The sequence below is a fragment of the Rhizobium sp. Root491 genome, assembly GCF_001427205.1.
Taxonomy (GTDB): domain Bacteria; phylum Pseudomonadota; class Alphaproteobacteria; order Rhizobiales; family Rhizobiaceae; genus Agrobacterium; species Agrobacterium tumefaciens.
On record NZ_LMFF01000001.1, the window covers coordinates 375,047 to 401,867 of the forward strand.

At 59.1% G+C, this 26,821-nt stretch carries 24 protein-coding genes; 13 read left to right on the forward strand and 11 right to left on the reverse strand.

Annotated features, from left to right (window positions below; genetic code table 11):
- Nucleotides 1–17: 17 nt before the first annotated feature.
- Nucleotides 18–1,511: a leucyl aminopeptidase gene (locus ASD46_RS01880; protein ID WP_025592984.1), complete on the reverse strand. Its 1,494-nt coding sequence runs from the start codon at nucleotides 1,509–1,511 to the stop codon at nucleotides 18–20.
- A gap of 313 nt (nucleotides 1,512–1,824) precedes the next feature.
- On the opposite strand from ASD46_RS01880, the gene ASD46_RS01885 reads away from it, so the two are divergent.
- The 7 genes from ASD46_RS01885 (at nucleotide 1,825) to ASD46_RS01915 (ending at nucleotide 10,248) form a co-directional block, all read left to right on the forward strand.
- Nucleotides 1,825–2,994, forward strand: a complete 1,170-nt coding sequence (locus ASD46_RS01885) for an LptF/LptG family permease (protein WP_003512402.1) — start codon at nucleotides 1,825–1,827, stop codon at nucleotides 2,992–2,994.
- Nucleotides 2,991–4,079 (forward strand): LPS export ABC transporter permease LptG, encoded by a 1,089-nt coding sequence (gene lptG / locus ASD46_RS01890; RefSeq protein ID WP_060641830.1) that lies wholly within the window; start codon nucleotides 2,991–2,993, stop codon nucleotides 4,077–4,079. The genes ASD46_RS01885 and lptG overlap by 4 nt, the downstream gene beginning before the upstream one ends.
- Nucleotides 4,079–6,460, forward strand: a complete 2,382-nt coding sequence (locus ASD46_RS01895; RefSeq protein ID WP_025592982.1) for an LPS-assembly protein LptD — start codon at nucleotides 4,079–4,081, stop codon at nucleotides 6,458–6,460. The genes lptG and ASD46_RS01895 overlap by 1 nt, the downstream gene beginning before the upstream one ends.
- A gap of 297 nt (nucleotides 6,461–6,757) precedes the next feature.
- The gene (locus ASD46_RS01900; protein ID WP_025592980.1) at nucleotides 6,758–7,705 is read left to right on the forward strand and encodes a peptidylprolyl isomerase; all 948 of its coding nucleotides are present in this window, start codon (nucleotides 6,758–6,760) and stop codon (nucleotides 7,703–7,705) included.
- A gap of 19 nt (nucleotides 7,706–7,724) precedes the next feature.
- Nucleotides 7,725–8,747 (forward strand): 4-hydroxythreonine-4-phosphate dehydrogenase PdxA, encoded by a 1,023-nt coding sequence (gene pdxA / locus ASD46_RS01905; protein WP_025592978.1) that lies wholly within the window; start codon nucleotides 7,725–7,727, stop codon nucleotides 8,745–8,747.
- Nucleotides 8,747–9,577: a 16S rRNA (adenine(1518)-N(6)/adenine(1519)-N(6))-dimethyltransferase RsmA gene (rsmA, locus tag ASD46_RS01910; protein WP_025592977.1), complete on the forward strand. Its 831-nt coding sequence runs from the start codon at nucleotides 8,747–8,749 to the stop codon at nucleotides 9,575–9,577. The genes pdxA and rsmA overlap by 1 nt, the downstream gene beginning before the upstream one ends.
- 56 nt (nucleotides 9,578–9,633) lie before the next feature.
- Nucleotides 9,634–10,248, forward strand: coding sequence for an alpha/beta hydrolase (locus ASD46_RS01915; protein ID WP_025592976.1), 615 nt, complete (start codon nucleotides 9,634–9,636; stop codon nucleotides 10,246–10,248).
- A gap of 27 nt (nucleotides 10,249–10,275) precedes the next feature.
- Here ASD46_RS01915 and gmk read toward each other — a convergent pair whose 3' ends face one another.
- The 7 genes from gmk to fabD form a co-directional block, all read right to left on the reverse strand.
- Entirely contained in the window at nucleotides 10,276–10,938 is a 663-nt protein-coding gene (gene gmk, locus ASD46_RS01920; protein WP_003512388.1) for a guanylate kinase, read from the reverse strand.
- Between the two features lie 4 nt (nucleotides 10,939–10,942).
- Nucleotides 10,943–11,830, reverse strand: coding sequence for a YicC/YloC family endoribonuclease (locus tag ASD46_RS01925; protein WP_025592973.1), 888 nt, complete (start codon nucleotides 11,828–11,830; stop codon nucleotides 10,943–10,945).
- A 68-nt stretch (nucleotides 11,831–11,898) separates the two neighbouring features.
- Nucleotides 11,899–13,119, reverse strand: a complete 1,221-nt coding sequence (gene mltG / locus ASD46_RS01930; RefSeq protein WP_003512383.1) for an endolytic transglycosylase MltG — start codon at nucleotides 13,117–13,119, stop codon at nucleotides 11,899–11,901.
- A 365-nt stretch (nucleotides 13,120–13,484) separates the two neighbouring features.
- Nucleotides 13,485–14,747, reverse strand: coding sequence for a beta-ketoacyl-ACP synthase II (gene fabF, locus ASD46_RS01935; RefSeq protein ID WP_025592969.1), 1,263 nt, complete (start codon nucleotides 14,745–14,747; stop codon nucleotides 13,485–13,487).
- Between the two features lie 246 nt (nucleotides 14,748–14,993).
- On the reverse strand, nucleotides 14,994–15,230 hold the full coding sequence (locus tag ASD46_RS01940) for an acyl carrier protein (RefSeq protein ID WP_003502080.1): 237 nt from the start codon (nucleotides 15,228–15,230) through the stop codon (nucleotides 14,994–14,996).
- Nucleotides 15,231–15,580: 350 nt separating this feature from the next.
- Entirely contained in the window at nucleotides 15,581–16,318 is a 738-nt protein-coding gene (gene fabG, locus ASD46_RS01945; protein WP_003512379.1) for a 3-oxoacyl-[acyl-carrier-protein] reductase, read from the reverse strand.
- A 99-nt stretch (nucleotides 16,319–16,417) separates the two neighbouring features.
- Nucleotides 16,418–17,362 carry an ACP S-malonyltransferase gene (fabD, locus tag ASD46_RS01950; protein ID WP_025592965.1) on the reverse strand — a complete coding sequence of 315 codons (945 nt, stop codon included), beginning with the start codon at nucleotides 17,360–17,362 and terminating at the stop codon, nucleotides 16,418–16,420.
- A gap of 222 nt (nucleotides 17,363–17,584) precedes the next feature.
- Between fabD and ASD46_RS01955 the strand changes: the two genes are divergently transcribed.
- From ASD46_RS01955 to rplI, 5 genes are all read left to right on the forward strand, one after another.
- On the forward strand, nucleotides 17,585–18,628 hold the full coding sequence (locus ASD46_RS01955) for an aldo/keto reductase (protein WP_025592963.1): 1,044 nt from the start codon (nucleotides 17,585–17,587) through the stop codon (nucleotides 18,626–18,628).
- Between the two features lie 291 nt (nucleotides 18,629–18,919).
- Nucleotides 18,920–19,381 carry a 30S ribosomal protein S6 gene (gene rpsF, locus ASD46_RS01960; RefSeq protein ID WP_003512373.1) on the forward strand — a complete coding sequence of 154 codons (462 nt, stop codon included), beginning with the start codon at nucleotides 18,920–18,922 and terminating at the stop codon, nucleotides 19,379–19,381.
- Nucleotides 19,382–19,394: 13 nt separating this feature from the next.
- Nucleotides 19,395–19,643 (forward strand): 30S ribosomal protein S18, encoded by a 249-nt coding sequence (gene rpsR, locus ASD46_RS01965; protein WP_003496832.1) that lies wholly within the window; start codon nucleotides 19,395–19,397, stop codon nucleotides 19,641–19,643.
- A 188-nt stretch (nucleotides 19,644–19,831) separates the two neighbouring features.
- Nucleotides 19,832–20,806 carry a hypothetical protein gene (locus ASD46_RS01970; protein ID WP_025592960.1) on the forward strand — a complete coding sequence of 325 codons (975 nt, stop codon included), beginning with the start codon at nucleotides 19,832–19,834 and terminating at the stop codon, nucleotides 20,804–20,806.
- Nucleotides 20,807–20,820: 14 nt separating this feature from the next.
- Nucleotides 20,821–21,396 carry a 50S ribosomal protein L9 gene (gene rplI, locus ASD46_RS01975; RefSeq protein WP_003512362.1) on the forward strand — a complete coding sequence of 192 codons (576 nt, stop codon included), beginning with the start codon at nucleotides 20,821–20,823 and terminating at the stop codon, nucleotides 21,394–21,396.
- A 271-nt stretch (nucleotides 21,397–21,667) separates the two neighbouring features.
- Here rplI and ASD46_RS01980 read toward each other — a convergent pair whose 3' ends face one another.
- From ASD46_RS01980 to ASD46_RS01990, 3 genes are read right to left on the reverse strand one after another with little or no spacing between them, the layout of a single operon-like run.
- Nucleotides 21,668–22,735: an HlyD family secretion protein gene (locus ASD46_RS01980; RefSeq protein WP_003512361.1), complete on the reverse strand. Its 1,068-nt coding sequence runs from the start codon at nucleotides 22,733–22,735 to the stop codon at nucleotides 21,668–21,670.
- An 18-nt stretch (nucleotides 22,736–22,753) separates the two neighbouring features.
- The gene (locus ASD46_RS01985; protein ID WP_025592958.1) at nucleotides 22,754–24,454 is read right to left on the reverse strand and encodes an MFS transporter; all 1,701 of its coding nucleotides are present in this window, start codon (nucleotides 24,452–24,454) and stop codon (nucleotides 22,754–22,756) included.
- Nucleotides 24,451–24,906, reverse strand: coding sequence for a MarR family winged helix-turn-helix transcriptional regulator (locus ASD46_RS01990; RefSeq protein WP_003512359.1), 456 nt, complete (start codon nucleotides 24,904–24,906; stop codon nucleotides 24,451–24,453). The genes ASD46_RS01985 and ASD46_RS01990 overlap by 4 nt, the downstream gene beginning before the upstream one ends.
- Nucleotides 24,907–25,217: 311 nt before the next feature.
- Between ASD46_RS01990 and ASD46_RS01995 the strand changes: the two genes are divergently transcribed.
- Nucleotides 25,218–26,714: a replicative DNA helicase gene (locus ASD46_RS01995; RefSeq protein WP_003512358.1), complete on the forward strand. Its 1,497-nt coding sequence runs from the start codon at nucleotides 25,218–25,220 to the stop codon at nucleotides 26,712–26,714.
- Nucleotides 26,715–26,821: the final 107 nt, after the last annotated feature.

Here is a 26,821-nt window from a genome sequence, read left to right on the forward strand (position 1 = left end):
TTGCAGCTCCGGTCGCATCAATCTTCGTAATGGGCGCGAACGAGTTCGTTCAGCAGCCGCACACCGTAACCGGATCCCCAGGACTGGTTGATCTCGGTCATCGGCGAACCCATGGCGGTGCCAGCGATATCGAGATGCGCCCAGGGTGTTTCACCCACGAAACGCTTGAGGAACTGAGCGGCGGTGACAGAGCCCGCCAGACGGCCAGAGCTGTTCTTCATGTCGGCGAATTTGGAATCAATAATCTTGTCGTAATCCTTGCCCAGCGGCATGCGCCACAGCTTTTCCGCCGTAACATCGCCCGCCTGCGAAAGACGTGCAGCCAACTCGTCATCATTCGAGAAAAGGCCAGCCTGAAGATTGCCGAGTGCAACCGTGATCGCTCCCGTCAAGGTGGCGAGGTTGATCATGAATTTCGGGTTGAAACGCTCCTTGGTGTACCAGAGCGCATCGGCGAGAACCAGCCGGCCTTCGGCGTCGGTGTTTATGATCTCAATGGTCTGGCCGGACATGGAGGTGACGATATCGCCGGGACGCTGGGCGTTACCATCAGGCATGTTCTCCACCAGACCGATGACGCCGATCACATTGGCTTTCGCCTTGCGGGCCGCGAGCGTGTGCATGAGGCCGGTCACGGCGGCAGCGCCACCCATGTCGCCCTTCATGTCTTCCATGTTAAGGCCGGGCTTCAGCGAGATACCGCCGGTATCGAACACAACGCCCTTGCCGACGAAGGCGATAGGCTCGTCCTTCTTGGAGCCGCCGTTCCACTGAATGACCGCAAGCCGGGGCGGACGCGCCGAACCCTGCGCCACACCGAGAAGCGCGTTCATGCCAAGCTTCTTCAGCTCCTTCTCGCCGAGAATTTCGACCTCGACACCGAGCTTTTTTAACTCTTCCGCCTTTTCAGCGAATTCGACAGGACCGAGAACATTCGGCGGCAGGTTGACGAGATCACGCGCCAGGACAACGCCGCCCGCGACGGCCTCCGACACGGCAAAGGCCTTTTCCGCCTCCTCATGGACTGCCGTCACGATGACGATTTCTACTTTCTTCGGCGACTTCTCATCATCGGATTTCTTCTTGGTCTTATAGGCATCGAAGCTATAGGCACGCAGCAGCAGGCCAAGCGCAAAATCCGCAGCCGCCTGCGCACCGACATCGACGCCCGGGGCATCTAGATAGACGGCAACCTTGTCCGCCTTCCTGAAATTGGCGGCAGCGGTGCCGCCGGCACGCAACCAGTCATGGGCGACAAGTTTCGCCGGCTTGCCGAGGCCAATGACGAGAAGCCGGTCGGCGCCCGAACCCTGCGGCGCAATCACGTCGAGTATGGTCATGGACTTTGCGGAAAAGCCAGAAATCTTTGCCGCCCGTTCAAGCACGCCGCCCGGATCGGCTTCCGATGCGCCGGCAGCTGCCTGCGCCTCACCCGAGGCTTGCAGCACAACGGCAAGGGTATTTTCAAGCGAGGCGGAATTGGCGAAAGAAATATCGAATTTGGCGGACATGTTTTCCTGCTCTTCATGGATAACTTGCGTGTGCGCCCGATCATGGCCTTTTCGGCCCCCGGCGCAACCCTGCATTTTTAAAGGCTCACATTCTTTAAAGGCCGACATTCGATAAAGGAAAGGCATTTTTGTGGAATGGCCGATCGCGTCATGAAACCGACAGCTTGTTCCACAAAAAGACACAGGCGGTGGAAAAATCATCGTGCAAAACATTTTTGTGAGCGTGCCGGAATAGCCAATTGCAAACGATGCGATTAGATAGGCGGAAATCCGGCGAGCGATCGCGCAGAAAAACAATGTCGACAAGGGCAGTATGAAGCTTCTCGAGAACTATATCCTGCGACGGACAACGCAGATGTTTCTGGTCGCGCTGCTGCCGGTGCTGGCCATCATCTGGACCATCCAGGTTCTCCAGAGAATCAACCTCGTCACCGATACCGGCCAGTCGATGGGCTCTTTCATGGCGCTGGCGACGATGATCCTGCCGACGCTGATCCCCGTCGTGTTGCCTTTCGCCCTCGTCATCGGCATCACCCAGACATTCACGGCGATGAACAACGATTCCGAGCTTGCCATCATCGATGCGGCCGGATCGTCGCGCTCTGTGATGTTTCGCCCGGTTATCATTCTGGCTGCCGTTCTAAGTGCGCTGTCCTTCACCATCACCAACTTCATCGAGCCGCCTGCCCGAAATTCGGCCAGGCAGATGGTGGCGGCTGCCTATGCCGACCTCCTCTCGTCGGTGATCGAGGAAAAGACCTTCCGCGCTGTTCAGGACGGCCTCTATGTGCAGATCGCCCAACGTCAGGGCCGTATCCTCAAGGGCCTGTTCGTCGCCGACCGCCGCGATCCCAATTTCGATCTTATCTATTACGCCAAGGAAGGCATGATCGATGAAAGCGGCACGTCGCTGACGATGCGCGACGGCGAAGTCCAGCAGAAAACACCTGATGGCAAGGTCTCCATCGTCAAGTTCCTGTCCTATGCCTTCGACCTTTCGACCATGTCGGAAAAGCAGACTTCCGAACCGTCGCTTTCTCCGGGCGATGCGAGCCTCGGTTTCCTTCTCTCGCCAGACGAGAACAACGCGAGTTACAAGCGGTCTCCCGAAAGCTTCCGCAGTGAGTTGCACAAGCGCCTGTCGGACTGGATGTTCGCCTTCGCCTTCGCACTGATATCGCTGGTCATAGCCGCTGATGCGCGCTCGCATCGTGAAGCGCGGATGCATCCGATGGTCGCTGCGCTGGTGACGGCCTTCATGCTGCGCTGGCTCGGTTTTTACGTCACCAACCAGGTCAAGCAGAGCGCGGCCTTCATTCCGCTGGTCTATGCCGTGCCGGGCCTCAGCGGTGCCGCCGCCGCCTTTATTCTCATCACGGGTCGCAAGCCGAGAATGCCGAAGATCATCGCGGATACGGCCAGCCGTCTGCGCCGTCTTTTCTCCAGCCGGCTGGCGCGAAGCTCGGGGAGCGGTAACGCATGATTTTCAGCACCCTCGCCCGGTATTTCCTCAAACGGTATCTGATCACGGCCATCTGGTTCCTGCTCGGCGTATCGGCAATTATCTATCTTGCCGATTTCAGCGAAACGGCGCGGCGCATGTCCAGCGTGCCAGGCTATTCTGTTCCAGGCGCACTTGGCCTCACCGCGCTTCGCCTGCCGCTGATCCTGCAGCAGACTATTCCCTTCATTGCACTCTTCGTCGGCATGACGACGCTGATCTCGCTCAACCGGCGTTACGAGCTAGTCGTCACGCGTGCGGCAGGCGTCTCCGCCTGGCAATTCATCCTTCCTTTTGTCCTTGGTGCGGTCTTTCTTGGAATCCTGTCCGTCCTCGTCCTCAACCCTATCGCCGCCTGGGGGCAAAACCAGTCGCTGTCGATGGAAGCGGGCTGGCGCAACGAAGGCAGCGGCGGACGCCAGCAGGACATCATTCCCTGGATGCGCCAGTCGAGCGGCGGCCAGGATACGATCATCGGCGCTAAGAGCTTCGAAGACAACGGGACCATGCTTCTCGACGTGGTTCTGATACACCTCGACAAGGCCGGCAACATCGTCTCCCGGCAGGACGCGAAGTCGGCAAAGTTGGAAGATGGTTACTGGCTTCTTAACGGCGTCGCGGAAACCCGTGCGGGACATGTGCCAGTTCGGCAAGAGAGCACGCGGATCAGTACCAATCTGAGACGGGAATTCGTTCAGGAACGTATGACGCAGACGGAAACCGTTGCTTTCTTTGATCTTTCTCACAAGATCGAAGTTGCAAAGTCTTTTGGACTGTCTTCGAAAGCGCTTGAGACGCAGTATCATTTCCTGCTATCGACGCCCCTGCTTCTGGTTGCGATGACCTTGATCGCCGCGACAGTTTCATTAAAGTTCAGCCGCTTCGTCCAGTCGCGCTCCGTGATTCTGGGTGGAATCGTTTCCGGCTTCGTGCTTTATGTAGTAACCGTGCTCGTAAGGGCATTCGGGAGTGGTGGCGTTGTCCCTCCCACCGTCGCGGTCTGGGTTCCAGTCATCGTGGCGTTGGCTTTGGGGGCAACCATTCTGCTTCATCAGGAGGACGGCTAGTGGCGGTATATGACCGCGGGAATATCAGGCGGCTTTGGACGGCCCTTCTGACAGGTGCCGCTGTGTGCGCATATTTGGCATCCAGCCCGGTCGCTTTCGGCCAGGGTGGTTTGCTTGCGCCCGGAAGCCAAGACGATTCGAAACTCCTGCTTACGGCAAATGAACTGACCTATAATCGCGATTCCCAGCGTGTCATCGCAAAGGGTGTGGTTCGCATGCATTATTCGGGCTACCGTATGGTGGCCCAGCAAGTGGAATATAATCAGCAGACGGGCCGCGTGATTGCGCACGGCAACATCGAGCTGATCGAGCCCGGCGGCAACAAAATCTATGCCGACGAGATGGATGTCACTGACGATTTCGGTCAGGGCTTCGTCAATGCGCTTCGCGTCGAGACCCCGGACAATACCCGCATCGCGGGTGAAAGCGCCGAACGGCTCGAAGGCGACCGCATGGTCCTCAATAACGGCGTCTACACTGCCTGTTTGCCATGCGCCGAACGGCCCGAAAAGGCGCCGCTGTGGCAGGTCAAGGCTGAACGTGTCATTCAGGACGGCAAGACTCATACGATCCGGCTGGAAAAAGCCCGCTTGCAGCTTTTCGGCCATTCGATCGCCTATGTGCCGTTCCTGACGGTTCCGGACAATACGGTGAAGCGGAAGTCGGGTTTCCTCTTCCCGCAAATGAGCATTACCGACAACCTCGGTTTCGGCATCGGCGTGCCCTATTTTCAGGTTCTGTCCGACACCTCGGATGTGACCGTTACCCCGACCTATTACACGACGCAGGGTCTGCTTCTGCAGGCGGAACTGCGCCAGCGTTTCGAAACCGGCATGCACACCGTGACCGTCGCCGGCATCAGCCAGCTGAAGTCCGATACATTTACTGCCGGAACCAGTGACGCCCTCAACGACAATCGCGGCATGATTGCCAGCAAGGGTAACTTCTCCATCAATCCGCGCTGGGCGTTCGGTTGGGATGCCATGGTGCAGACCGACAACAACTTTTCGCGTACCTATGGGCTGAAGGGTTACAAGAACGACGTCCAGACCAATCAGATCTATTTGGCTGGCGCAGGCGAGCGGAACAGCTTCGATGCCCGCGGCTATTATTTCAACGTTCAGGATACGGACAACAACGAATCCAACGAGCGCAAGCAGGCCATCGTTCATCCGGTTGTCGACTACCGTTATTTCGTACCGGATCCGATCTATGGCGGCGAACTTTCGCTGACCACCAACCTGACCAGCATCACCCGCCAGAAACAGGATGCCTACGCGCTTGGAGGCTATTCGCGGTTCAACGGGCTTGAAGGAAACTATACGCGCCTTTCCACCGAAGCCGAATGGAAGCGCACCTTCACGATGGATAGCGGCCTGCAGATCACGCCGATCCTTGCCGCCCGTGGCGATGCGCTGTGGACGGATATGTCGGCGGCAAGCTTTACATCGGGTGGCACGTCCTATGCCTATCAGGGCATGATGCAGGACGATGCGGCGTTGCGAGGCATGGTAACCGGCGGTCTGGAAGTGCGTTACCCCTGGCTGTTCACGGCGCTTAACAGCAACCACGTGATCGAGCCGATTGCGCAGATTTTCGTGCGTCCGAACGAACAATATGCCGGCCGCTTCCCCAACGAAGATTCGCAGGCTTTCGTGTTCGACGCGACCAACCTGTTCGAACGTGACAAGTTCTCCGGTTTCGACCGGATCGAGGGCGGCACGCGCGCAAACATCGGTCTGCGCTACAACGGCACATTCGACAATGGCTACGGCATTCGCGCCATTGCCGGCCAGTCTTTCCATCTGGCGGGTGACAATTCTTTCGCCTCCTACGATCTCGTCAATGTCGGCGCGAATTCCGGTCTCGAATCCGACCGCTCGGATTACGTCGCCATGGCAGCCTTCGATGCGCCAATCGGTCTTTCGCTGTCGTCGAGCCTGCGCTTCGACAAGGACAATCTCGAGATCAACCGTTCCGAGACAGGCGTCAGCTATTCGGACCGCCGCCTCACCGGCAAGCTCAGCTATACGCAGGTCAAGGCGCAGCCGCAGTACGGCTACAATGAAGACCGCGATATCGTTCAGGCCTCCGGTACGCTGCGCATGGACGACAACTGGTCGCTGTTCGGCTCGATCAACTACGATCTGAACGGAAAATTTGCCGCCGAGCGCCGTATTGGCATTGCCTATCAGGATGAATGCACGATCTTGACGGTCAGCTACTCCGACGAGGGCAATATCACGTCCAGCCGGCAGGCCGCCAATGACTGGTCGATCAATGCCCGTCTGGCGTTCCGCACGCTCGGCGATGTCAGCATTGGCTCCGCAAACGAGGACTGGGCCGATATGGATATCGGCTGGAAACCGAACAATTACTGAGGTTAAAGGCAGGCCATATAGCATCGTGGCCTGCCTTTTTGCCATCCAGCCAGTAAAAGTCACGGTTTTGCCGCAACAACGCGCCAGGGTCCGTCCGGTATAGGACCATCGGGTTTCTTTCAACAAACCGACACATTGCCGTCTTGCAGATCGCGATGATATATACGTGGCAAATTCGCGGTGCGGATGCACAGGTGCAGATCTGAAAAGCCAGGGTAAGGAATATTCCCCATTGGCAGACAGAACAGATTGGCGGGACGGGGAAACAGACCCCCGCCCGACGAAAGGGAGAAGGATATGATGAATTTCGGAAAGACGGCTTTGCGTGGCGCTGCTTTCGCCTTTGCGATATTCGCCGTTCCCATGGCCGTTGCGCCCTTTGCCAGCCAGGCCTTCGCCGACAGCACGGTCAAAATCGTCGTCAACAAGACCCCCATTACCAATGATGATATTGCCAAGCGCGTCGCCTTCCTGAAGCTGCAGCGCCAATCTGGCAATCTCAACGAAAAAGCCCGCGAGCAGCTGGTTGATGAGGCGCTGAAACGCGAAGAAATCGGTCGCGTGAAAATGTCCGTCAGCACCCAAGAGGTCGATGCGGCTTTTGCGCGCTTTGCCGGCAACAACAAAATGAAACCGGAGCAGCTGTCTCAGGTCCTCTCCAAGGCCGGTGTCGGCGCCGACCACTTCAAAGCCTTCATCGCCGTGCAGATGAGCTGGCCGCGCCTTGTGAACGCCCGTTATGGTGCGCGTGGCAAGATGTCTAACCAGGACCTCGTCACCCGCCTGAGGGAACGCGGCGACAAGCCGGTAACGACGGAATATTTCCTGCAACAGGTGATCTTTGTCATTCCGGAATCGAAGCGCAATACCATCACCGGCAAGCGCAAGGCCGAGGCTGAAGCCTCGCGCAAGCGTTATCCCGGCTGCGACCAGGCCATGACTTTCGCGGCCACCATGCGGGACGTGGCGATCAAGGATCTTGGACGGATTCTGGCGCCCGAACTGCCGGAAGAGTGGAAGCCTCTGGTGGAAAAGACCAAGGAAGGCGGCACCACAGGAACACGTGTGACCGAAAAGGGCGTCGAATATCTGGCAATCTGCAAGCAGCGTCAGGTTTCCGACGATTACGCGGCGGAAATGGTGTTCAAGTCCGAAGACCTGATGAAGGCCAAGGGTGGCGAAAACCCGAACGAGAAGAAATATATGGATGAGCTGCGCAAGAAGGCGCAGATCGTCAACACCTGATACGAGAGCCGGCCTTTCCGTGACACATGCATCCCTGCCGCTTGCCCTGACACAGGGAGATCCAGCCGGTATCGGCCCTGATATCGCCATTGCCGCCTGGGCCAAGCGCCGGGAGAACGGCGTGGCGCCCTTCATCTTCATCGGCGATCCCGATGTGGTGGCGAGCCGTGCGGCGCTGCTTGGCATACCGGTCAATATCGAGACCTGCGAAGCGGCGGATGCCGTCGGCGTGTTCGACCGTGCTTTTCCCGTTCTTCCTCTTCCCGTCGGTTTCGAGGTTCAGGCCGGCCAGCCGCATGTCGGAGCCGCTCATGCGACGATCAAGGCGATCGAGCTCGCCGTTGCCTTGACGGTCGAGGGCAAGGCTTCCGCCGTCGTCACCAATCCGATTGCGAAATCCGTGCTTTACGAAGCAGGCTTCGGTTTTCCCGGTCACACGGAATTTCTCGCCGATCTGGCTTTGCGCCTGACCGGCAAACAGGTGATGCCGGTGATGATGATTGCCGGACCCAAGGTCCGCGTCGTGCCGGTAACGATCCATATCCCAGTAAAAGACGTGCCTTCGGCGCTGACGGAAGAGCTGATCGTTACGACCTGCCGCATTATCGATGCTGATCTGCGGCAGAAATTCGGCATCGAGGCACCACGACTGGCGGTCGCCGGTCTCAATCCGCACGCGGGTGAAGATGGGGCATTGGGCACGGAGGACCGCGATGTGGTTCACCCTGCGACCATACGGTTGCGGAAAGATGGGATCGACGCTTTCGGCCCCCTGCCCGCCGATACGATGTTCCACGATGCCGCCCGCAGGCGCTATGATGTCGCCGTCTGCATGTATCACGATCAGGCCCTTATCCCGGCCAAGGCGCTTGGCTTTGACGATTCCGTCAATGTCACGCTCGGCCTGCCCTTCATCCGTACCTCGCCCGACCACGGCACCGCCTTCGGCATCGCCGGCCAGGGCATTGCCAGCGAAACGAGCCTTGTCGCAGCGCTGAAGATGGCGGCGGAGATTTCTCTTCGCAGCCGGGTCGGCGCATAATGGCCGCGATTGACGGATTGCCACCGCTACGCGATGTCATTCAGCGCCATGGGCTAGACGCTAAGAAGTCGCTCGGGCAGAACTTCCTGTTCGATCTCAATCTCACCCAGAAGATCGCCCGAACCGCTGGGCCGCTTGACGGCGTGACGGTCATCGAGGTTGGCCCCGGGCCTGGTGGCCTCACCCGCGCCATTCTATCGCTCGGTGCCAAAAAGGTTATCGCCATTGAGCGGGACAGCCGCTGCCTGCCGGCACTTGCGGAGATCGAAGCGCATTATCCCGGACGTCTTGAGGTCATCGAGGGTGATGCGCTGAAGACCGATTTCGAGGCTTTGGTTCCCGCTGGCGAACCGGTGCGGATCATTGCCAACCTGCCATACAATGTCGGCACGCAATTGCTGGTCAACTGGCTGCTGCCGAAAGAATGGCCGCCTTTCTGGCTCTCCATGACGCTGATGTTCCAGAAGGAAGTCGGCCAGCGCATCGTGGCAGAAGAAGGCGACAACCATTACGGCCGCCTTGGCGTGCTCGCCGGCTGGCGCACGGTTTCGGAAATGGCCTTCGACGTCCCGCCGCAGGCCTTCAGCCCACCGCCTAAGGTTACCTCGACGGTCGTGCATCTGCTGCCAAAGGAAAAGCCGCTGCCCTGCGATGTCGCGAAGCTCGAAAAGGTAACGGAAGCCGCCTTCGGCCAACGCCGCAAGATGCTGCGCCAGAGCTTGAAAAGCCTTGGCGGTGAAGTTCTGCTGGAAAAGGCAGGCATTGACGCGACACGGCGGGCTGAAACGCTGTCGGTCGAGGAATTTGTGACGCTGGCGAACTGCCTGTAATTGAAGGCGACGTTTCGGCACTTCTAACGCGGGTGACAGAATTAGGGGACAAGCGCGTGGAGAGTGCCGGTTTTCACTACAAGCTCCACATGCCCGTCGGATCGCCTGATTGCGCGGTCGTGTTGCTACACGGTTCGGGAAGAACGGAGGAAGATCTCGCATTGTTTGGCCGTGCCGTTTTTCCCAACGGCATTCTGTATGCTCCGAGAGGCATTGTGCCATGGGAAAATGGCTTTGCGTTTTTTCGCAGAAAGCCCGACAGACAACTCGATATCGACGACCTGAAACATCAAGCCGCCGGACTTTGCCGGTTTATCGAATTCGTATATCAGCAGACGGGGCAAAGACCCTTTCTCGCGGGATATTCAAACGGTGCGATCATCGCGGCTGAAACAATCTGCCAGAATCGTCATCTGTCGAGGGGTGCCATTCTGCTTCGGCCACTATCCCCCCGCAATAACGAGCATTTTCCGAAGCTCACCGGATATCCTGCGCTCCTGCTGGCAGGTGCACATGATGAGCGGCGGCATCGCGATGATGCGCCCCATTTGGCCGATCAATTTTCGACTGCGGGCGCGGATGTGGTACTGGAGAAACTCGACACAGGCCACGGCTGGGCAGCAGACGCGGCAGACGAGCGCCTGTCCCGGCAATGGCTACGTCAGCATTAGAGATAACAAGCCGCTTTAACTGCCAAATCAGAGCTGCGGTTCTTCCGCAAGCAGTCCGCGCACGAAATCGAACATGCCGTGGCGGCGGTCGCGGCGCACACGTTCGGCCTTGACTATCGCTTCTACGGCCTCGAAGGCCGCCTGCAGGTCGTCATTGAGGATGACGTAGTCGTAATCGCGCCAGTGCTCGATCTCGGCGCGGGAATTGAGAAGCCGGGTCTGGATCACCGCTTCGGTGTCTTCGGCGCGGCGGTGCAGGCGCGATTGCAGCTCGGTCATGGTTGGCGGCAGGATGAAGATCGACACGACGTCGGCCTTCATCTTGTCCTGAAGCTGTTCGGCGCCCTGCCAGTCGATGTCGAACAGCATGTCGCGTCCGGCCGCCATCGCCACTTCCACCGGCTCGCGCGGCGTGCCGTAAAAATTGCCGTGAACCTCGGCCCATTCCAGAAGCTCATCGCTGTCACGCAGCCGCTCGAAGTCGCGCTTGGAGATGAAGTGGTAGTGGATGCCTTCAATCTCGCTCTGGCGGCGCGGGCGCGTCGTCACGCTGACGGACAGGCTGATGTTCTTGTCCTTGTCGAGCAGGTTGCGCGCTATCGTGGATTTACCAGCGCCCGATGGCGATGAAATCACCAGCATCAGCCCTCTGCGGGCAATCGTAACAGGGGAATTGTTCACCGGAACCATGGGTCTACTCCAGATTTTGGACCTGCTCGCGGAACTGGTCGATAACCACTTTCAGCTCTATGCCTGCTGCGGTTACCGCACTGGCGTTCGATTTGGAACAGATTGTATTCGACTCGCGGTTAAATTCCTGTGCAAGAAAATCGAGCTTGCGGCCAACTGGCCCGCCATGAGCCAAAAGTTCGCGCGATGCCTGGACATGTGCGTGTAGCCGGTCGACCTCTTCGCGCAGATCCGCCTTGGTAGCGATCAGTGCGGCCTCGGCGTGCAGACGGTCGCGATCGAGCCCGTGCATGCCATCGCCAATAAGGGCAATCTGCTGGGCAAGCCTTGCAGCGATCTGTTCCGGCTGGCGGGAAGGATCGTTTTCGATGAGGTTCACGAGTTGCTCGATCCTGTCGATCTGCCCGGAAAGGATGACAAACAGGGACGCCCCTTCCCGCTCGCGCATGTCCTTCAGCTTCTCAACGGCGGCGGCAAAGCCCGCAAGCACGTCGGCGTTGCGCGCGGCCTGCGCCTCGGCATCATCTTCCGCCTCGCGAAAATCGACGAGCCCGCGCAGCGACAGTAGCGTATCGAAGCTCAGCGGCTTGTCGTCGACGACGTCGCCCAGTTCTTCCTTGAGAGCGAGAACTGCGGCAAGAGCATCGCGGTTGATCACCGCCTCCAGCCGGTTTTCCGCAATCGCCAGCGTCAATCCCGCCTGAATATTGCCACGGGAAAGATGCTGTGCCGCGATTTCCCGTAGGCCCGTTTCCAGCGCTTCCAGACCGTTTGGCAGGCGCAGGCGCACATCGAGCCCCTTGCCGTTCACCGAGCGCAATTCCCACGCCCAGCGGTAACGGCCGGAGGTTCCTTCGCTGCGCGCGAACCCGGTCATCGATTGCAATGTCATATTCAGAAAGCCCCCATCATGCCGTGCAAAAAACCGGGCCTCGCGATGACAAAGCCCGGTCAGAACTATCAGTTATTGGCCGGTTTTTCCGCCTCGGTGCCGCCGGGCTGACCATCCACGACAACATCGGGATTGGCGCCAGAAGCCGCTTTTTCGGCCTCAATCTTGCGCCAGCGGCGCACATTGGCGTTATGTTCGTCCAGCGTCTTTGCAAACACATGGCCGCCGGTGCCATCGGCAACAAAGTAGATGTCATCGGTGCGCCACGGGTTGGCAACCGCCTCGAGTGCGGCCCGGCCCGGATTGGCGATGGGAGACGGTGGCAGGCCTTTGATGACATAGGTGTTAAACGGCGTCTGCTTTTGCAGGTCCGACTGGTAGATCGGACGGTCGGACGGTTTGCCGTCGCCGCCGAAGAGACCGTAGATGATCGTCGGGTCGGATTGCAGGCGCATGCCCTTCTTCAGCCGGTTGTAGAACACCGAAGCGACATGGGCGCGCTCGTCGTCCTTGCCGGTTTCCTTCTCCACGATCGAGGCGAGCGTCACGAATTCTTCGACCGTCTTGATCGGCAGATCGGGGTCACGACGTTCCCAGATCATGTCGATCAGCTTCTCCTGCGCCGCGCTCATCTGGTTGATGATTTCCTCACGCTTCGTACCACGGGTAAAGCGATAGGTATCGGGGCGAAGGCTGCCTTCCGGCGGCAGGGTGGCGGGCAATTCGCCATCCAGCACCTCGTCGGCGGCAAGCCGCGCGAACATCTGCTTGACGGTCAGACCTTCCGGCAACGATACGGAATAAAGGATCGATTTGCCCGACTCCAAGAGCATCATGATATCCTTCATCGATGCGCCGGCCTTGATTTCGTATTCGCCCGCCTTCAGCGTCTGGTCCTTTTGCAGGTAGCTGCCCGTCATCAGGCGGAAGACACGGGCATTGGATACGACGTCATTGCGCTCGAGATTATTGGCGATCTCGATGAGGCCTGCGCCGTTGCGCACCGTGAAATGTGTGTTCGTCTGAAGCGGACCGGGCTCCTGGAACGCATTGATCATGTAATAGAAGGCTGCGACAGCAAGCACACAGACGGCAACCGCAAGCGTCATCAGAAAATTCAGGAAGATCACCAGCTGGCCATGGGCCTTGCGGGAGCGCTTCGGTGGAGCCGGCACTTTTTCCGGCCGAAGCGCTTCGGTCGGGGATTTCGGGATGATCGGGCCGCGATTGCCCTCACCCGCGCCGTCTCGTCCGTATGGTCCCTGGCTGTTCTGGTTCGTGTCGCTCACCGTCGGTCCTTTTCAGTTCGGCGTTGTCAGCGCTTTTTGCGCAGGTAATGCGGCAAAAACAGGTTCGGAATGCCTTCCTGCACCACATAGAGACATCGTGAAGACCTCATTGTCCTCCTTCACGAATCGTCGTTTCCGGCAAAGCCGGTCAAGGAAAGCCATCTGCGGCGGGAAATTCACCCGCAGCAGGAAATCATTCCGAAACCGGCAAACCGTCTTCCGTAAACGACTACAATATCGGCGCGAAAATCGAAATGGCTTTCGCAAGCCGCAATGCGTTCTTCAAAGAAGAGCGCTCTCAGGCACCCGGCGGGAGGGAGCCGCACCGCTTTAGGCGGTTTGCGGCGCCGGGTTTTCGTCGTGATTTATGCTTCGTAGCGACGCAGTACGAGGGAGGCGTTGGTGCCGCCAAACCCGAAGGAGTTCGACAAGGCGACGTTGACCTGCCTCTTGCGCGACTTGTGCGGCACCAGATCGATCTTCGTCTCCACGTCGGGATTGTCGAGGTTCAGCGTCGGCGGAACGATGTTGTCGCGGATCGCAAGCGTGGCGAAAATCGCCTCGATAGCGCCAGCTGCTCCGAGAAGATGGCCGGTGGCCGACTTTGTGGAAGACATGGAAATCTTCGACGCCGCGTCACCAACCAGCCGCTCGACCGCACCAAGCTCGATCGTATCGGCCATGGTGGAGGTGCCGTGGGCGTTGATGTAGTCGATATCGTCAGGCGTGAGGCCGGCGCGCTTCAGCGCCATTGCCATGCAGCGGTAGGCGCCATCGCCATCTTCAGACGGTGCGGTGATGTGATAGGCATCACCGGAAAGGCCGTAACCGACGACTTCGGCATAAATCTTTGCGCCGCGGGCCTTGGCATGTTCCAGCTCTTCCAGAACGACGATGCCGGCACCTTCGCCCATGACGAAACCGTCACGGTCGCGGTCATAGGGACGCGATGCCTTCTGCGGATCGTCATTATGCTGGGTGGAAAGCGCCTTGCAGGCGGCAAAGCCGGCAAGCGCGATGCGGCAGACCGGCGATTCGGCACCACCTGCGACCATGACCTCGGCATCGCCGAACGCAATCATCCTGGCAGCATCGCCGATGGCATGCGCACCGGTCGAGCAAGCCGTCACTACGGCGTGGTTCGGACCGCGCAGCTTGTGACGGATGGAAACGTGGCCGGAAACCAGATTGATCAGACGGCCGGGAATGAAAAATGGAGAAATGCGGCGGGGGCCCTTGTCGCGCAGCGTATAACCCGCCTCGACAATACCTTCCAGACCGCCGATGCCGGAGCCGATCAGAACGCCCGTGGCGATCTGGTCTTCGTCCGTTTCGGGATGCCAGCCGGCGTCCGCAAGCGCCATGTCGGCAGCGGCCACACCGAAAAGGATGAACGGATCGATCTTGCGCTGCTCTTTGAGTTCCATCCAGTCGTCGGCATTGAACGTGCCGTTGGAGCCATCGCCGACGGGAATGCGACAGGCAATCTTTGCGGGCAAGTCTTCGACTTCGAACTCAGTCACGAGACGGGCACCGTTCTGGCCGGCAAGCAGCCGTTCCCAGGTGATTTCCGTTCCGCATCCAAGAGGAGATACCATGCCGGTACCGGTGATAACGACACGCCTCATCGCCAACGCTCCGCCCTTATCCAAATCATCGGTCTTTTTGCAACGCCACACACCATGGAATGGCGGGAACAGGCGCTGCGCCATTTTGAATGTCCGCATAATCTTCCGCAGGCCGGAGCCGGTTCGGAAACTTATGCATTCGTCAGGACGCACGTCTTTCGGGCGCGTTCTGTTTCACGATAAAATATTGGCCCGGACAAGCCGGGCCAAGACGGGAGGTTGTTACACCTCCCCAATACAGGTCGATCAGGCCTGGGCCTTCTCGATGAACTTGACAGCGTCGCCAACAGTCAGGATCGAGTCAGCTGCGTCGTCTGGGATCTCGACGCCGAATTCTTCTTCGAAAGCCATGACCAGTTCAACGGTATCGAGCGAATCAGCGCCCAGATCGTCAATGAAGCTTGCGCCTTCAACAACTTTGTCGGCGTCGACGCCCAGATGATCAATTACAATTTTCTTTACGCGTTCTGCGATATCGCTCATGTCGGTTTCCTCGACCTTTATTTTGAAGGGAATGCCTTACGGCACCCTGCCCTGTTAGAAGCCCTCATGCGCCGTTCAAATCCGGCACTGCTGGCAAACCCGTTCAACCCGGTCCAAGCTAGACATCGTCGCGCAAAATCGCAACGGCTTCCTGTCTCTCCGGGACGACTGTTCACAGTCTTGGCCCGATTAACACGGTTTCAACCGGTCGAAAAGCCTGAAAACGCGCTAAGCACAACGTATGACAGGCAATTTCGCCGGAAACCGGCATGGAGGGTCTTGCGGCGCCCGACACCAAACAAGGTGCAGAAACAGCGCCGCAATCGTTTCAAGACGCCTTTCAGGTGGCGTCAGATCATCGCCATGCCGCCATTGACGTGCAAGGTCTGGCCGGTCATGTAGGCAGCTTCATTGGAAGCCAGATAAAGTACGGCCGAAGCGACTTCGGCGCCCGTTCCCATGCGCTTCATGGGAATGGCACCCATGATGGCGTCTTTCTGCTTGTCGTTCAGCTTGCCGGTCATCGCGCTTTCGATGAAGCCGGGCGCCACGCAGTTGACGGTGACGTTGCGGGTGGCGATTTCCTGTGCCAGCGACTTCGAAAAACCGATCATGCCGGCCTTGGAGGCGCAATAGTTCGCCTGGCCGGGATTGCCGGTGACGCCGACGATGGAGGTGATGTTGATGATGCGGCCGAAACGGCGGCGCATCATCGGATGCGTCAGTTCACGCGTCAGACGGAACATCGCGGTCAGGTTCACCTCGATGACGTTGTCCCAGTCCTCGTCGCTCATGCGCACGAACAGGCCGTCCTTGGTAATCCCGGCATTGTTGACAAGAATGTCGACGCCTTCCAGCTCGGCCTCGGCCTTTTCGCCCAGCGCCTTGACCTCGGCACGATCGGCAAGGTTGGCCGGGAAAATCTTGACGCGGTCGCCAAGTTCCGCCGCCAGGGCTTCGAGCTTTTCAACGCGCGTGCCGTGCAGGCCGACGGTTGCGCCCTGGCTGTGCAGAAGGCGGGCGATTTCCTCGCCAATGCCGCCGGTCGCGCCGGTTACGAGAGCCTTGCGGCCTGTCAGATCAAACATGTTCCGTTCCTTCTTTAGAGCAATTCCGCAAAAGCCTTTTAGCGAAATCGCATCGGGAATTACCGTAAAACAAAAAGCCGATGCGGGGCGAAGCCCGTCTCAGCCGATAAGAGTGGCGAGAAGCTGGTCGATATCGGCAGCGCCGTTGACGGCAACGCCGTTCACCGTCTTGTCGATGCGACGGGCAAGACCCGTCAGCACCTTGCCGGAGCCGATCTCGTAAAGCTGCGTTATATTGTTGGCGGCGAACCATTCCACCGTCTCGCGCCAGCGCACCTGGCCCGTCACCTGCTCGACCAGCAAAGCGGCGATCTCATTGGCGTCGGAAACCGGGGCGGCACGCACATTGGCGATAACAGGCACGACCGGATTATTCTTTTCGACAGCCGCCAGCGCCTCGCGCATGGCTTCCGCCGCCGGCGCCATCAGCGCTGAGTGGAAGGGCGCGGAAACAGGCAGCATGATGGCGCGCTTGGCGCCCTTTTCGGAAGCGATCGCAGCCGCCTTCTCGACAGCCGCCTTGCCGCCGGAAATGACCAGCTGGCCGCCGCCATTGTCGTTGGCGATCTGGCAGACGCCGAGAATGGAAGCCTCTTCACAGATTGCCGAAACAGCATCGTGCTCCAGCCCGATGATCGCTGCCATCGCGCCCTCGCCCACCGGCACGGCAGCCTGCATGGCATTGCCGCGGATGCGGAGAAGCCGTGCGGTATCGGCAATCGAGAAGGTGCCGGCAGCACAGAGCGCGGAATATTCACCGAGCGAATGGCCAGCGACATAAGAAACGGCGTCGGAGAGCTTCAGACCCCGCGCTTCCAGAACCCGCATGACCGCCATGGACACCGCCATGAGCGCCGGCTGGGCATTGGCCGTCAGCGTCAGCGTTTCTTCCGGGCCATTCCACATGATGTCGGAAAGCTTCTGGCCGAGCGCGTCATCGACCTCCTGGAACACAGCCCGTGCTTCCGGATAGGTATCGGCGAGTTCCTTGCCCATGCCGATGGCTTGGCTTCCCTGACCGGGAAATGTGAATGCAATACCCATGGGATGTGGTCCTTCTTGTCTGGCCTTGCCTTTATTCTTTTCGACTTCCATTCACATTCCGGCCTGCGGAGTCAAGGCTTGAAGCCCTTCGGCACCCCATCGACGCGGTTTTGCCGATCTATTTTCCCCTTTCTTTTCATCATATTTTTTCTTGCACTGCGGCAATTCCCCATTACTTTCATGCCACCTTTCAAATATCTGGCCAAGCACCGGGACATTTCCATGAAACAGAGACTATTGGGCCGCACGGGCATTTCCGTGTCCGAAATTTGCCTTGGCACAATGACGTGGGGCACGCAGAACACTGAAGCCGAAGCGCATGCGCAGATGGATTACGCGCTGGAGAACGGCGTCAATTTCTTCGATACTGCCGAGCTTTACCCCACCACCCCCGTTTCCGCCGAAACGCAGGGACGGACGGAAGACTATATCGGCACATGGTTCGAAAAGACCGGCAAGCGTGACCAGGTCGTGCTCGCCACCAAGGTCGCCGGTTCCGGGCGTGACTATATTCGCGGCGGGCGCGATATTGATGCGAGCGCCATCCGCGAGGCAGTAGATACCAGCCTCACGCGCCTGAAGACGGATTACATCGACCTCTATCAGATCCACTGGCCGAACCGCGGCACCTATCACTTCCGCGGCGCCTGGAGCTTTGATGCTTCCGGTCAGGAAAAGGAGCGCACGCTTGCCGAGATAACCGAAAAGCTCGACACGCTCGGCGAGCTGGTAAAGGCCGGCAAGATCCGCGCTATCGGCCTTTCCAACGAAAGCGCCTGGGGTACACAGAAATATATCGATATTGCCGAGGCCCGTGGCCTGCCGCGCGTCGCAACCATCCAGAACGAATATAACCTGCTCTATCGCAGCTTCGATCTCGACATGGCGGAAGTCGCGCATCACGAAGATGTCGGCCTGCTGGCCTACTCGCCGCTGGCGGCAGGGCTGCTCACGGGCAAGTATCAGAACGGCGCACGCCCTGCGGGCTCGCGCGGCACCATCAACAAGGACCTCGGCGGTCGCCTGCAGCCGCATCAGGAAGCGCCGGTCAAGGCCTATCTTGAGCTAGCCGCACAACACGGCCTCGATCCGGCACAGCTCGCCATCGCCTTCTGCCTGACACGCCCCTTCATGGCCTCCGCCATCATCGGCGCAACGACCATGGAGCAGCTGAAGGTGGATATCGCAGCAGCCGATGTGGCGCTATCGGAAGAGGTGCTGAAGGGTATTGCGGCGATCCATCGGCAATATCCGATGCCGATCTGACGACAGCGCAGCGCGCTTTTTCGCCTCCGGTCCTTGCATTCCGGGCAAAAATGGGTATAAGCGCGCTGTTCACAACACCCGGTCCAATTGGCTGGTGGCTGAACGGAGGGCTGGTTTCGGTAACGAAACAGCAGGAACCATAAGGTTTTTCCGGCCTCCCGTGTCTCCGCTCTCGACCGTCTCGAACAACGCTTTTCTTGCTTTAAGGCTTCGCAGCCTAACCAGGAGCAGTCGTTGAGGCTTAGCGCCGTTGCCGGGTGAAGGACGAAACGCAAGAAAGGCAAAGCTTAAATGGCTCTTTACGAACACATCTTCCTTGCCCGGCAGGATATTTCTGCCCAGCAGGTCGACGCACTTGTCGAGCAGTACAAGGGCGTTATCGAATCGTTCGGCGGTAAAGTCGGACGCGTCGAGAACTGGGGTCTGAAGTCCCTCACCTATCGCATCAAGAAGAACCGCAAGGCTCACTACGCTCTCATGGACATCGACGCTCCGGCGCCTGCGATCCACGAAATCGAGCGCCAGATGCGCATCAACGAAGACGTTCTTCGCTACATGACCATCGCCGTCGAAGCCCACGAAGAAGGCCCGTCCGCGATGATGCAGAAGCGCGACCGTGACGACCGTCCGCGCCGCGATGGCGACCGTCCGGATCGTGGCCCGCGTGAAGATCGTGGTCCCCGCGCACCGCGCGAAGGTGGCTTCGGCGACCGCGAAGACCGTCCGCGCCGTCCGCGCGAAGACCGTGCATAAGGAGAATTGACCAATGGCTGATACATCCTCTTCCCAGGCACGCCGCCCGTTCCACCGCCGTCGCAAGACGTGCCCCTTCTCCGGCGCAAACGCTCCAAAGATCGACTACAAGGACGTTCGTCTCCTGCAGCGCTACATTTCCGAGCGCGGCAAGATCGTTCCTTCCCGCATCACGGCCGTTTCCCAGAAGAAGCAGCGCGAACTCGCCCAGGCGATCAAGCGCGCCCGTTTCCTCGGCCTGCTGCCTTACGTCGTAGCGTAATGATTTGAAACGAGGCCGCGCTTTGGCGCGGCCTCGTCTTCCACGATGCAACTGACTTTTAATCAGTAGGTTGCGAGTTCAAATCCCTCCGCGTTGGGCGCGGATCGATACCATAAAACCCATGTTGGGGACGACGATCCTGATTGGAACGGTCCTCTAACTGCTCAAGTTTCCAGCAGGACAGCGAAGTGCAAAAGTTGAACCAGACAGTGCTGATCACCGGCGTTCTCGCCGGCATATGCGCCGCGTTTCTAACGCTTGGCGCAACGGCACAGTCGTCCTTTTCCTTCCTGCTTTACGCCGGTTCCGCCATGCCCATCTTCATCGCCGGCATGGGCTGGGGCAACCGCGCAGCCGTCGTTGCGATCATCACCACGGCTATCATCGGCGCGCTCGTCATATCGCCGCTTTTCTCGCTGACCATTGCGATCTTCACGCTGATCCCGGCGGGCTGGCTTTCGCATCTTGCCAATCTGGCGCGCCCGGCCTCGGAACTCGGCGGCCCGGATGACCTGCTTGCCTGGTATCCGCTGTCCGGCATCGTCCTGCATCTCTGCCTTCTGGTTTCGGTTGCCGTCGTCATTCTCGGCTGGATGATCGGTTACGGTCCCGATCTCGTCGCGCGCATGGTCGATCTGATGATGACCTCAGTGCAGAGCCGCGAACCGCTGTTCGAACCCAATGTCGAGGCACTGGCGCAGACGAAGTCGCTGCTGGTTCTGATGCTGCCGATCGTTCAGGGCGGCCTGTGGGTCATCCTTTTGTTTGCGGCGTATTATTTCGCGGCCCGGCTGGTCGGTTCCTTCGGCAAGGGTCTTCGCCCACGCGAGGACATTCCTTCCGCACTGCGCATGCACCGCAACGCCATCTTCGTTTTTCTCTGCGGCATCGTCGCCATGTTCTTCGGTGGCGTCGCCGCGATGGTCGGCGCAGTCGTCTGCGGCACCTTCGGCGCGGGCTTCCTGATGGCAGGTTACGCCTCGCTGCACAAACGCGCGCGTGGAAAGGACTGGCGTCTGCCGGTTCTCATCCTCGCCTATCTCTCGGCGGTCTTTGTCTTCCCGCTGCTTATCATTCTCGTTTTGGGATTGAGCGACGTGCGCAGCACGATCTCCCTCACCCCAACGCGGAAAACTGACAATACGAACGAAACCAACACATAGAAAGGATCAAGAAGATGGACGTTATTCTTCTCGAACGCATCAACAAGCTCGGCCAGATGGGCGAAACCGTAAAGGTTCGCGACGGTTACGCACGTAACTTCCTGCTGCCGCAGGGCAAGGCGCTGCGCGCCAACGCCGCCAACAAGACCCGTTTCGAAACCGAGCGCGCAACGCTTGAAGCCCGTAACCTCGAGCGCAAGTCGGAAGCCCAGAAGGTTGCCGAAGCACTCGAAGGCAAGTCCTTCATCGTCGTTCGCTCGGCTGGCGAAACCGGTCAGCTTTACGGTTCTGTTGCTGCTCGCGACGTCGTTGAAATCCTCGGCGCCGAAGGCTTCAACATCGGCCGCAACCAGGTTGAACTGAACACGCCGATCAAGACCATCGGCCTGCACAACGTTACCCTGCACCTGCACGCCGAAGTCGAGCTTCAGGTCGAGCTGAACGTTGCCCGTTCTGCCGAAGAAGCCGAGCGTCAGTCCAAGGGCGAAAGCCTCACCTCCGCCGACGCCATCTACGGCGTTGACGAAGACGCCCTGCGTCCGGAAGACTTCTTCGATCCGGAAGCTGACGGCAACGACGACGACGAATAAGATTTTGGCCTTGTGGTCATAAGGAAAACCCCGGATGGCGACATCCGGGGTTTTTTGGTTTTTGACGGTGGCGTGAAGTGTGCGGAGAGGTTACCCCCTCTGCCCTGCCGGGCATCTCCCCCACAAGGAGGGAGATCAGCAGGGCGATCCCACATCGCTAATAGCCGCAACGTTGAGGTTGTCGAGCGCAAGCCACAATTCGATCTCCACCCTTGTGGGGGAGATGTCCGGCAGGACAGAGGGGGTGCCTCTCGGCAAACTCAGCGCCAGACTACCTCGCAGCCGTCTCCGCCCCCTCCGGCGCCACGCTCTTGTCCACATGCACGACCACCGACATGCCCGGCGACAGATCCGCTGCCAGCGGCTGATCGGCGTCGATCGCGATGCGCACGCCGAGACGCTGGGCGATCTTCACGAAATTGCCGGTGGCATTGTCGGGCTTGATGACAGCGAATTCCGATCCCGTTGCGGGCGAGAACCGCTCGACGCGGCCGTTGAGCTTGCGGCGATGCAGGGCATCCACCGAGATCGTCACCGGCTGGCCGACCTGCATGCCCGCGAGCTGGGTTTCCTTGAAATTGGCGATGACCCAGACATCGTGCGGCACAACCGCCATCAACTGCGTTCCGGCTGTCACATACTGACCGGTGCGCACGCCGATTTCGCCGAGCCTGCCGTCCACCGGCGCGTGAATTTCGGTATTGTCGAGATCGATCCTGGCGAGTTCGACCGCAGCCTCGGCATTGGCGACAGCGGCCTGCAGGGAACTGCGGTTAACGATGATCGTCTGCAAATCCTGCCGCGAGACCTCAAGTGCCGCTTTCGCCTGCGAGAGCGATGCCCTCGCCTTTTCAAGCGCAGCATGCGCCTCTTCCTGCAGGCTGGAGGTGCCGGCACCGCTTTTGATGAGGTTGTCCTGACGGTCTGATGCCAGTTGCGCCTGTTTCAGAGATGCCTGCGCGCTGTCGACAGCCGCCTCGCTGGAACGGATATTGGCGTTGGCGGCGTTTTCCTGCTGGCGGGAATTGTCCAGTGCCGCTTTTTGCGTATCCAGCGCGGCTCCCGCCTGCGCCTGCTTCTGGCGGTAGATGCGGTCGTCTATCTTCGCCAGCAATGTGCCCTGTTTGACCTCCTGATAGTCCTTCACCGGCACATCCACGACATAACCGCTCACCTGCGGGCTCATCGTCGTCACGTAACCACGCACGAAGGCGTTGTCGGTCATTTCGACGGTGGAAAGGAATGGCGGCAGGCGCCATGCATAGAGCACCAGCGCGACGCCGGCGAGGCCACCGAGCAGAACGAGAATGGAAACGGGGGTAAAAATCTTCTTCAGCATATTATCACTCTTGGAGGTTCAAGACTGTGGCGCCGGCGCGGCATCGACATTGTCCCGGAAAAAGCGGGGACGGATGCGCAGCCATGCAAGGTGGAGCAAAAGCGCCATGAGCGCCAGCGCCGCAACGGTGGAAATCAACAGGAACGTATCGTTATAGGCGAGCACATAGGCTTCCCTGGTAACCTGCTGGCCAAGGAGGGAAAGCCCCTCGGCCTTCAGCAGCGCCGGATCGGTGATGACGTGGCTGTAGGCGCCGGAAAGCTGCGACACGCGCTGGGCGACCAATGGGTTGGTGAGCAGGATATTCTCCACCAGAATATTGGAATGGAATTTTTCGCGCAGCGTCACGAAACTGCCGAGCAGCCCGGTCATCAACATCGATCCGGTGATCTGGGTGAACAGGAAGATGGTGATGAAATTCACCAGATAGGGCGCTCCGCGCGCAAGTGCGGCAGCGAACCCCTTTGCCATAACGGGCGGCAGGAACATGGCCGCACCGAAGGCGATCATCATCTGGCTCAGATACATCTGCGCTGGCCGCGTCAGATTGTTGGACTGGCTGTCCAGAAAAGCGCCGGCCGCAATCAGGGTAAGCGCAATCACATGAGCGGTATCGACATATTTCGTCAGCATCAGCCAGGCACAGGCCGCACCGCCGAGAACCGTCGCCAAAAGCACCAGAGCATAAAGCGTGATCGTCTGGTCGTTCAAAAGGCCAAGCTGCTGGTAGAAACTCACCGCCGTCGAGGATTGCTCGGAGGAAACTGCACGGTAGATGAGCAGTACCGCTATGACATGCAGGTTGGTTTTCGAAAAAATCCAGCGCAGGTCAAGCAGCGGGTTCTTGCGCGGCAACTCGATGACGACCATCAGCGTGAGAAGCGTGATCGACGTGGCCAGAAGCACGCCCAGCCACCATGTTTCGAACCACCAGTAAAACCGGCCAAGCGTGAGCATGACCGCAAGACAGCCGAGGCCACCCGCAAACAGAAGGTAGCTCAGAATATCCGTGCGCTCGATGACTTTCGCCCGCGGAGGCGGCGTGACTTTCAACAGGTAGATCAAGGCGAGCGAGATCAGCGCGAAGCCCATTTCCATCGTGTAAAGGGCATTCCAGCCGCCTATTTGCAGCAAGGAAGGCGAGACGATGCGCGCGAGCGGTGCAGAAAGCAAGGTTCCGGTGAGCGCGATGCTGAAGCCCAGCGAGAATTTCCGTGCCGGCGGAAAGGCCTCCAGAATGTAGAGAAAGCCGAGCGAAGAAAGAGGTGCCGCCGCCATGCCGCTGAGGAAGCGGATGACGATCGCCGAATGCAAATCTGTCACGAACAGGTTGAGGCAGGAGGCGACGACGAAGACGATGATCGAAAGTTCGGCAAAGGGCCGCAGGCCATATTGCGTTCGCACCTTGAACAGCGCGATGGAAAACGTGGCATAGGGGGCCATATAGGCGGCGGAAAGCCAGGCAACCTCGGCCACCGTGGCGGAAAATTCGCCCTGCAACTGATATAGATTGGCCATGACGAGGTTCATGCCCAATCCTTGGGTGATGAAGAACGCCAGGCCCGCAAAGATGAAACACAGCCGCAGCCACACTGGCCGCTCCACCGGTTGCGGCGCGGCGGCAGCAGCAGCAGATTCCGGCGCGCTCGCGGGCTTTACCGTCACGTCGGCATTTTCAGAGGCGGTCTCGTCTGCCGTTTGCGGCACCACGGTACTCACGATTGCGCCCTCCCGCTTGCCAGATTTTGCAGATTGGCCGAAAGCCTGCGCATGACATCCAGCGCCATCGCCAGATCCTGCGAGGAAACATCGGCGGCGATTTCAGAACGGAGCGATTTTGCCACCGCCTGCACCGTTTCGGAGGTTTTCTCGCCCTCCTCCGTCATATGGATGCGTTTGGCACGGCGGTCGGTTTCGTCGGAGCGGCGCTCGATGAGGTTCTGTTTCTCCATGCCGTCCAGCACGCGCACCAGCGTCGGCGTTTCGATTTCCATTTCCTCGGCAAGCTCCGTCTGGGTCAGCGGCCCACGTCGCGACAGCGCGAAAAGCGCACGCGCACGCGCCAAAGTCAGGCCGCTTTCCCCTACCCGCGCGTCAAAAAATGCGCGCAGCTTGCGGGTGAAGGCGGACACCTCGTCCAGAAGCTGTTCCTTGTCGGTTTCGCGGGACATGTCAGCAAGCCTTATAATTAGCACACTACTTATTTTCTGCCTATTTATTTGGAAGCCTGCCGATTTTCAAGTTTCTTTCACGTCGGGTCTGCCATGCGATAAACTCATGGCAGCGAATCACGTTGCCGGGAATTTCCCGCCCCTTGTCCCCACCCCGCCTGTGGATTGCTGGGGACAACTGAAGATGTGATCCAGCTTCGCAGACAGGACGTCAGGCTGCCATAGAGTGTTGCAACAATATCATTGACTGCCATGGCCAAGGAAGCCAAACCCGAAGTGTAGTGGCAAGGCAAAGGGAGATCGTGCAAACCATGAACGACGCTGTGAGAAAGATCACCCCCGCGCAACCGGCGGAACCGCATTACCGCGAGGCGCCGAACAACATCGAGGCCGAACAGGCGCTGCTGGGCGCCATCCTCGTTAACAACGACGCCTATTACCGCGTGTCGGACTTCTTGAAGCCCGTGCATCTTTACGAACCGCTGCACCGTAAGATTTTCGAAGTGGCGGGCGACATCATCCGCATGGGCAAGACTGCCAATCCGGTGACCATCAAGACCTTCCTGCCCGCAGACGACAAGGTCGGCGACCTGACGGTGGCGCAATATCTGGCGCGTCTGGCGGCAGAAGCCGTTTCGATCATCAATGCGGAAGATTACGGCCGGGCGATCTACGATCTGGCGCTGCGCCGCGCGCTGATCCAGATCGGCGAGGATGTCGTCAACATCGCCTATGATGCGCCGCTGGACATGCCGCCGCAGGCGCAGATCGAAGACACCGAGCGCCGCCTGTTCGAACTGGCGGAAACCGGTCGCTACGATGGCGGCTTCCAGTCGTTCAACGATGCCGTGGCGCTGGCGATCGACATGGCGGGCGCCGCCTTCGAGCGTGATGGCAATCTTTCCGGCATTTCCACCGGCATCCACTCGCTCGACGCCCGCATGGGCGGCCTGCAGCGTTCAGACCTTATCGTACTTGCCGGTCGTCCGGGTATGGGCAAGACCTCGCTTGCCACCAACATCGCCTATAACATCGCGGCCACCTACGATCAGGAAGTACAGCCTGATGGTTCGTTCAAGGCGAAAAACGGCGGCGTCGTCGGCTTCTACTCGCTCGAAATGTCGTCCGAACAGCTGGCAACCCGTATCATTTCAGAGCAGACGGAAGTGTCTTCCTCGAAAATCCGCCGCGGTGACATTACCGAGGCCGATTTCGAGAAGCTCGTCGCCTGCTCCCAGATGATGCAGAAGGTGCCGCTTTACATCGACCAGACCGGTGGTATCTCCATCGCCCAGCTTTCCGCCCGTGCCCGTCGACTGAAGCGCCAGCGTGGTCTTGACGTCTTGGTGGTCGACTATATTCAGCTGATGACCGGCGCCGGCAAGAGCGGTGAGAACCGCGTGCAGGAAATCACCCAGATCACCACGGGCCTTAAGGCGCTCGGCAAGGAACTCAACGTTCCCATCATCGCGCTTTCACAGCTCTCTCGTGCGGTGGAAAGCCGTGAAGACAAGCGCCCGCAGCTTTCCGACCTGCGTGAATCGGGCTCGATCGAGCAGGACGCCGACGTGGTGCTGTTCGTGTTCCGTGAGGAGTATTACGTCAAGAACATGGAGCCGCGCGATATTTCCGATCCGAAATATGCCGAGTGGGAGGCCCTGTTCGACAAGGTGAAAGGCACCGCCGACGTCATCATCGCCAAACAGCGTCATGGACCCACCGGCACGGTGAAACTCGCCTTCCAGTCCGAATTCACCCGCTTCGCGGATCTGGCCGACCCGAGCTTCAGCCAGTACGAAGAGCATTGATCTGAATTGAGTATTGAGTATTGAGTATTGAGGGCGAACAGGTTTTCGCGCTCAATACTCTGTCCATACTCATAATTGCAGGCGGCTTTGAAACACACAATGCTAAG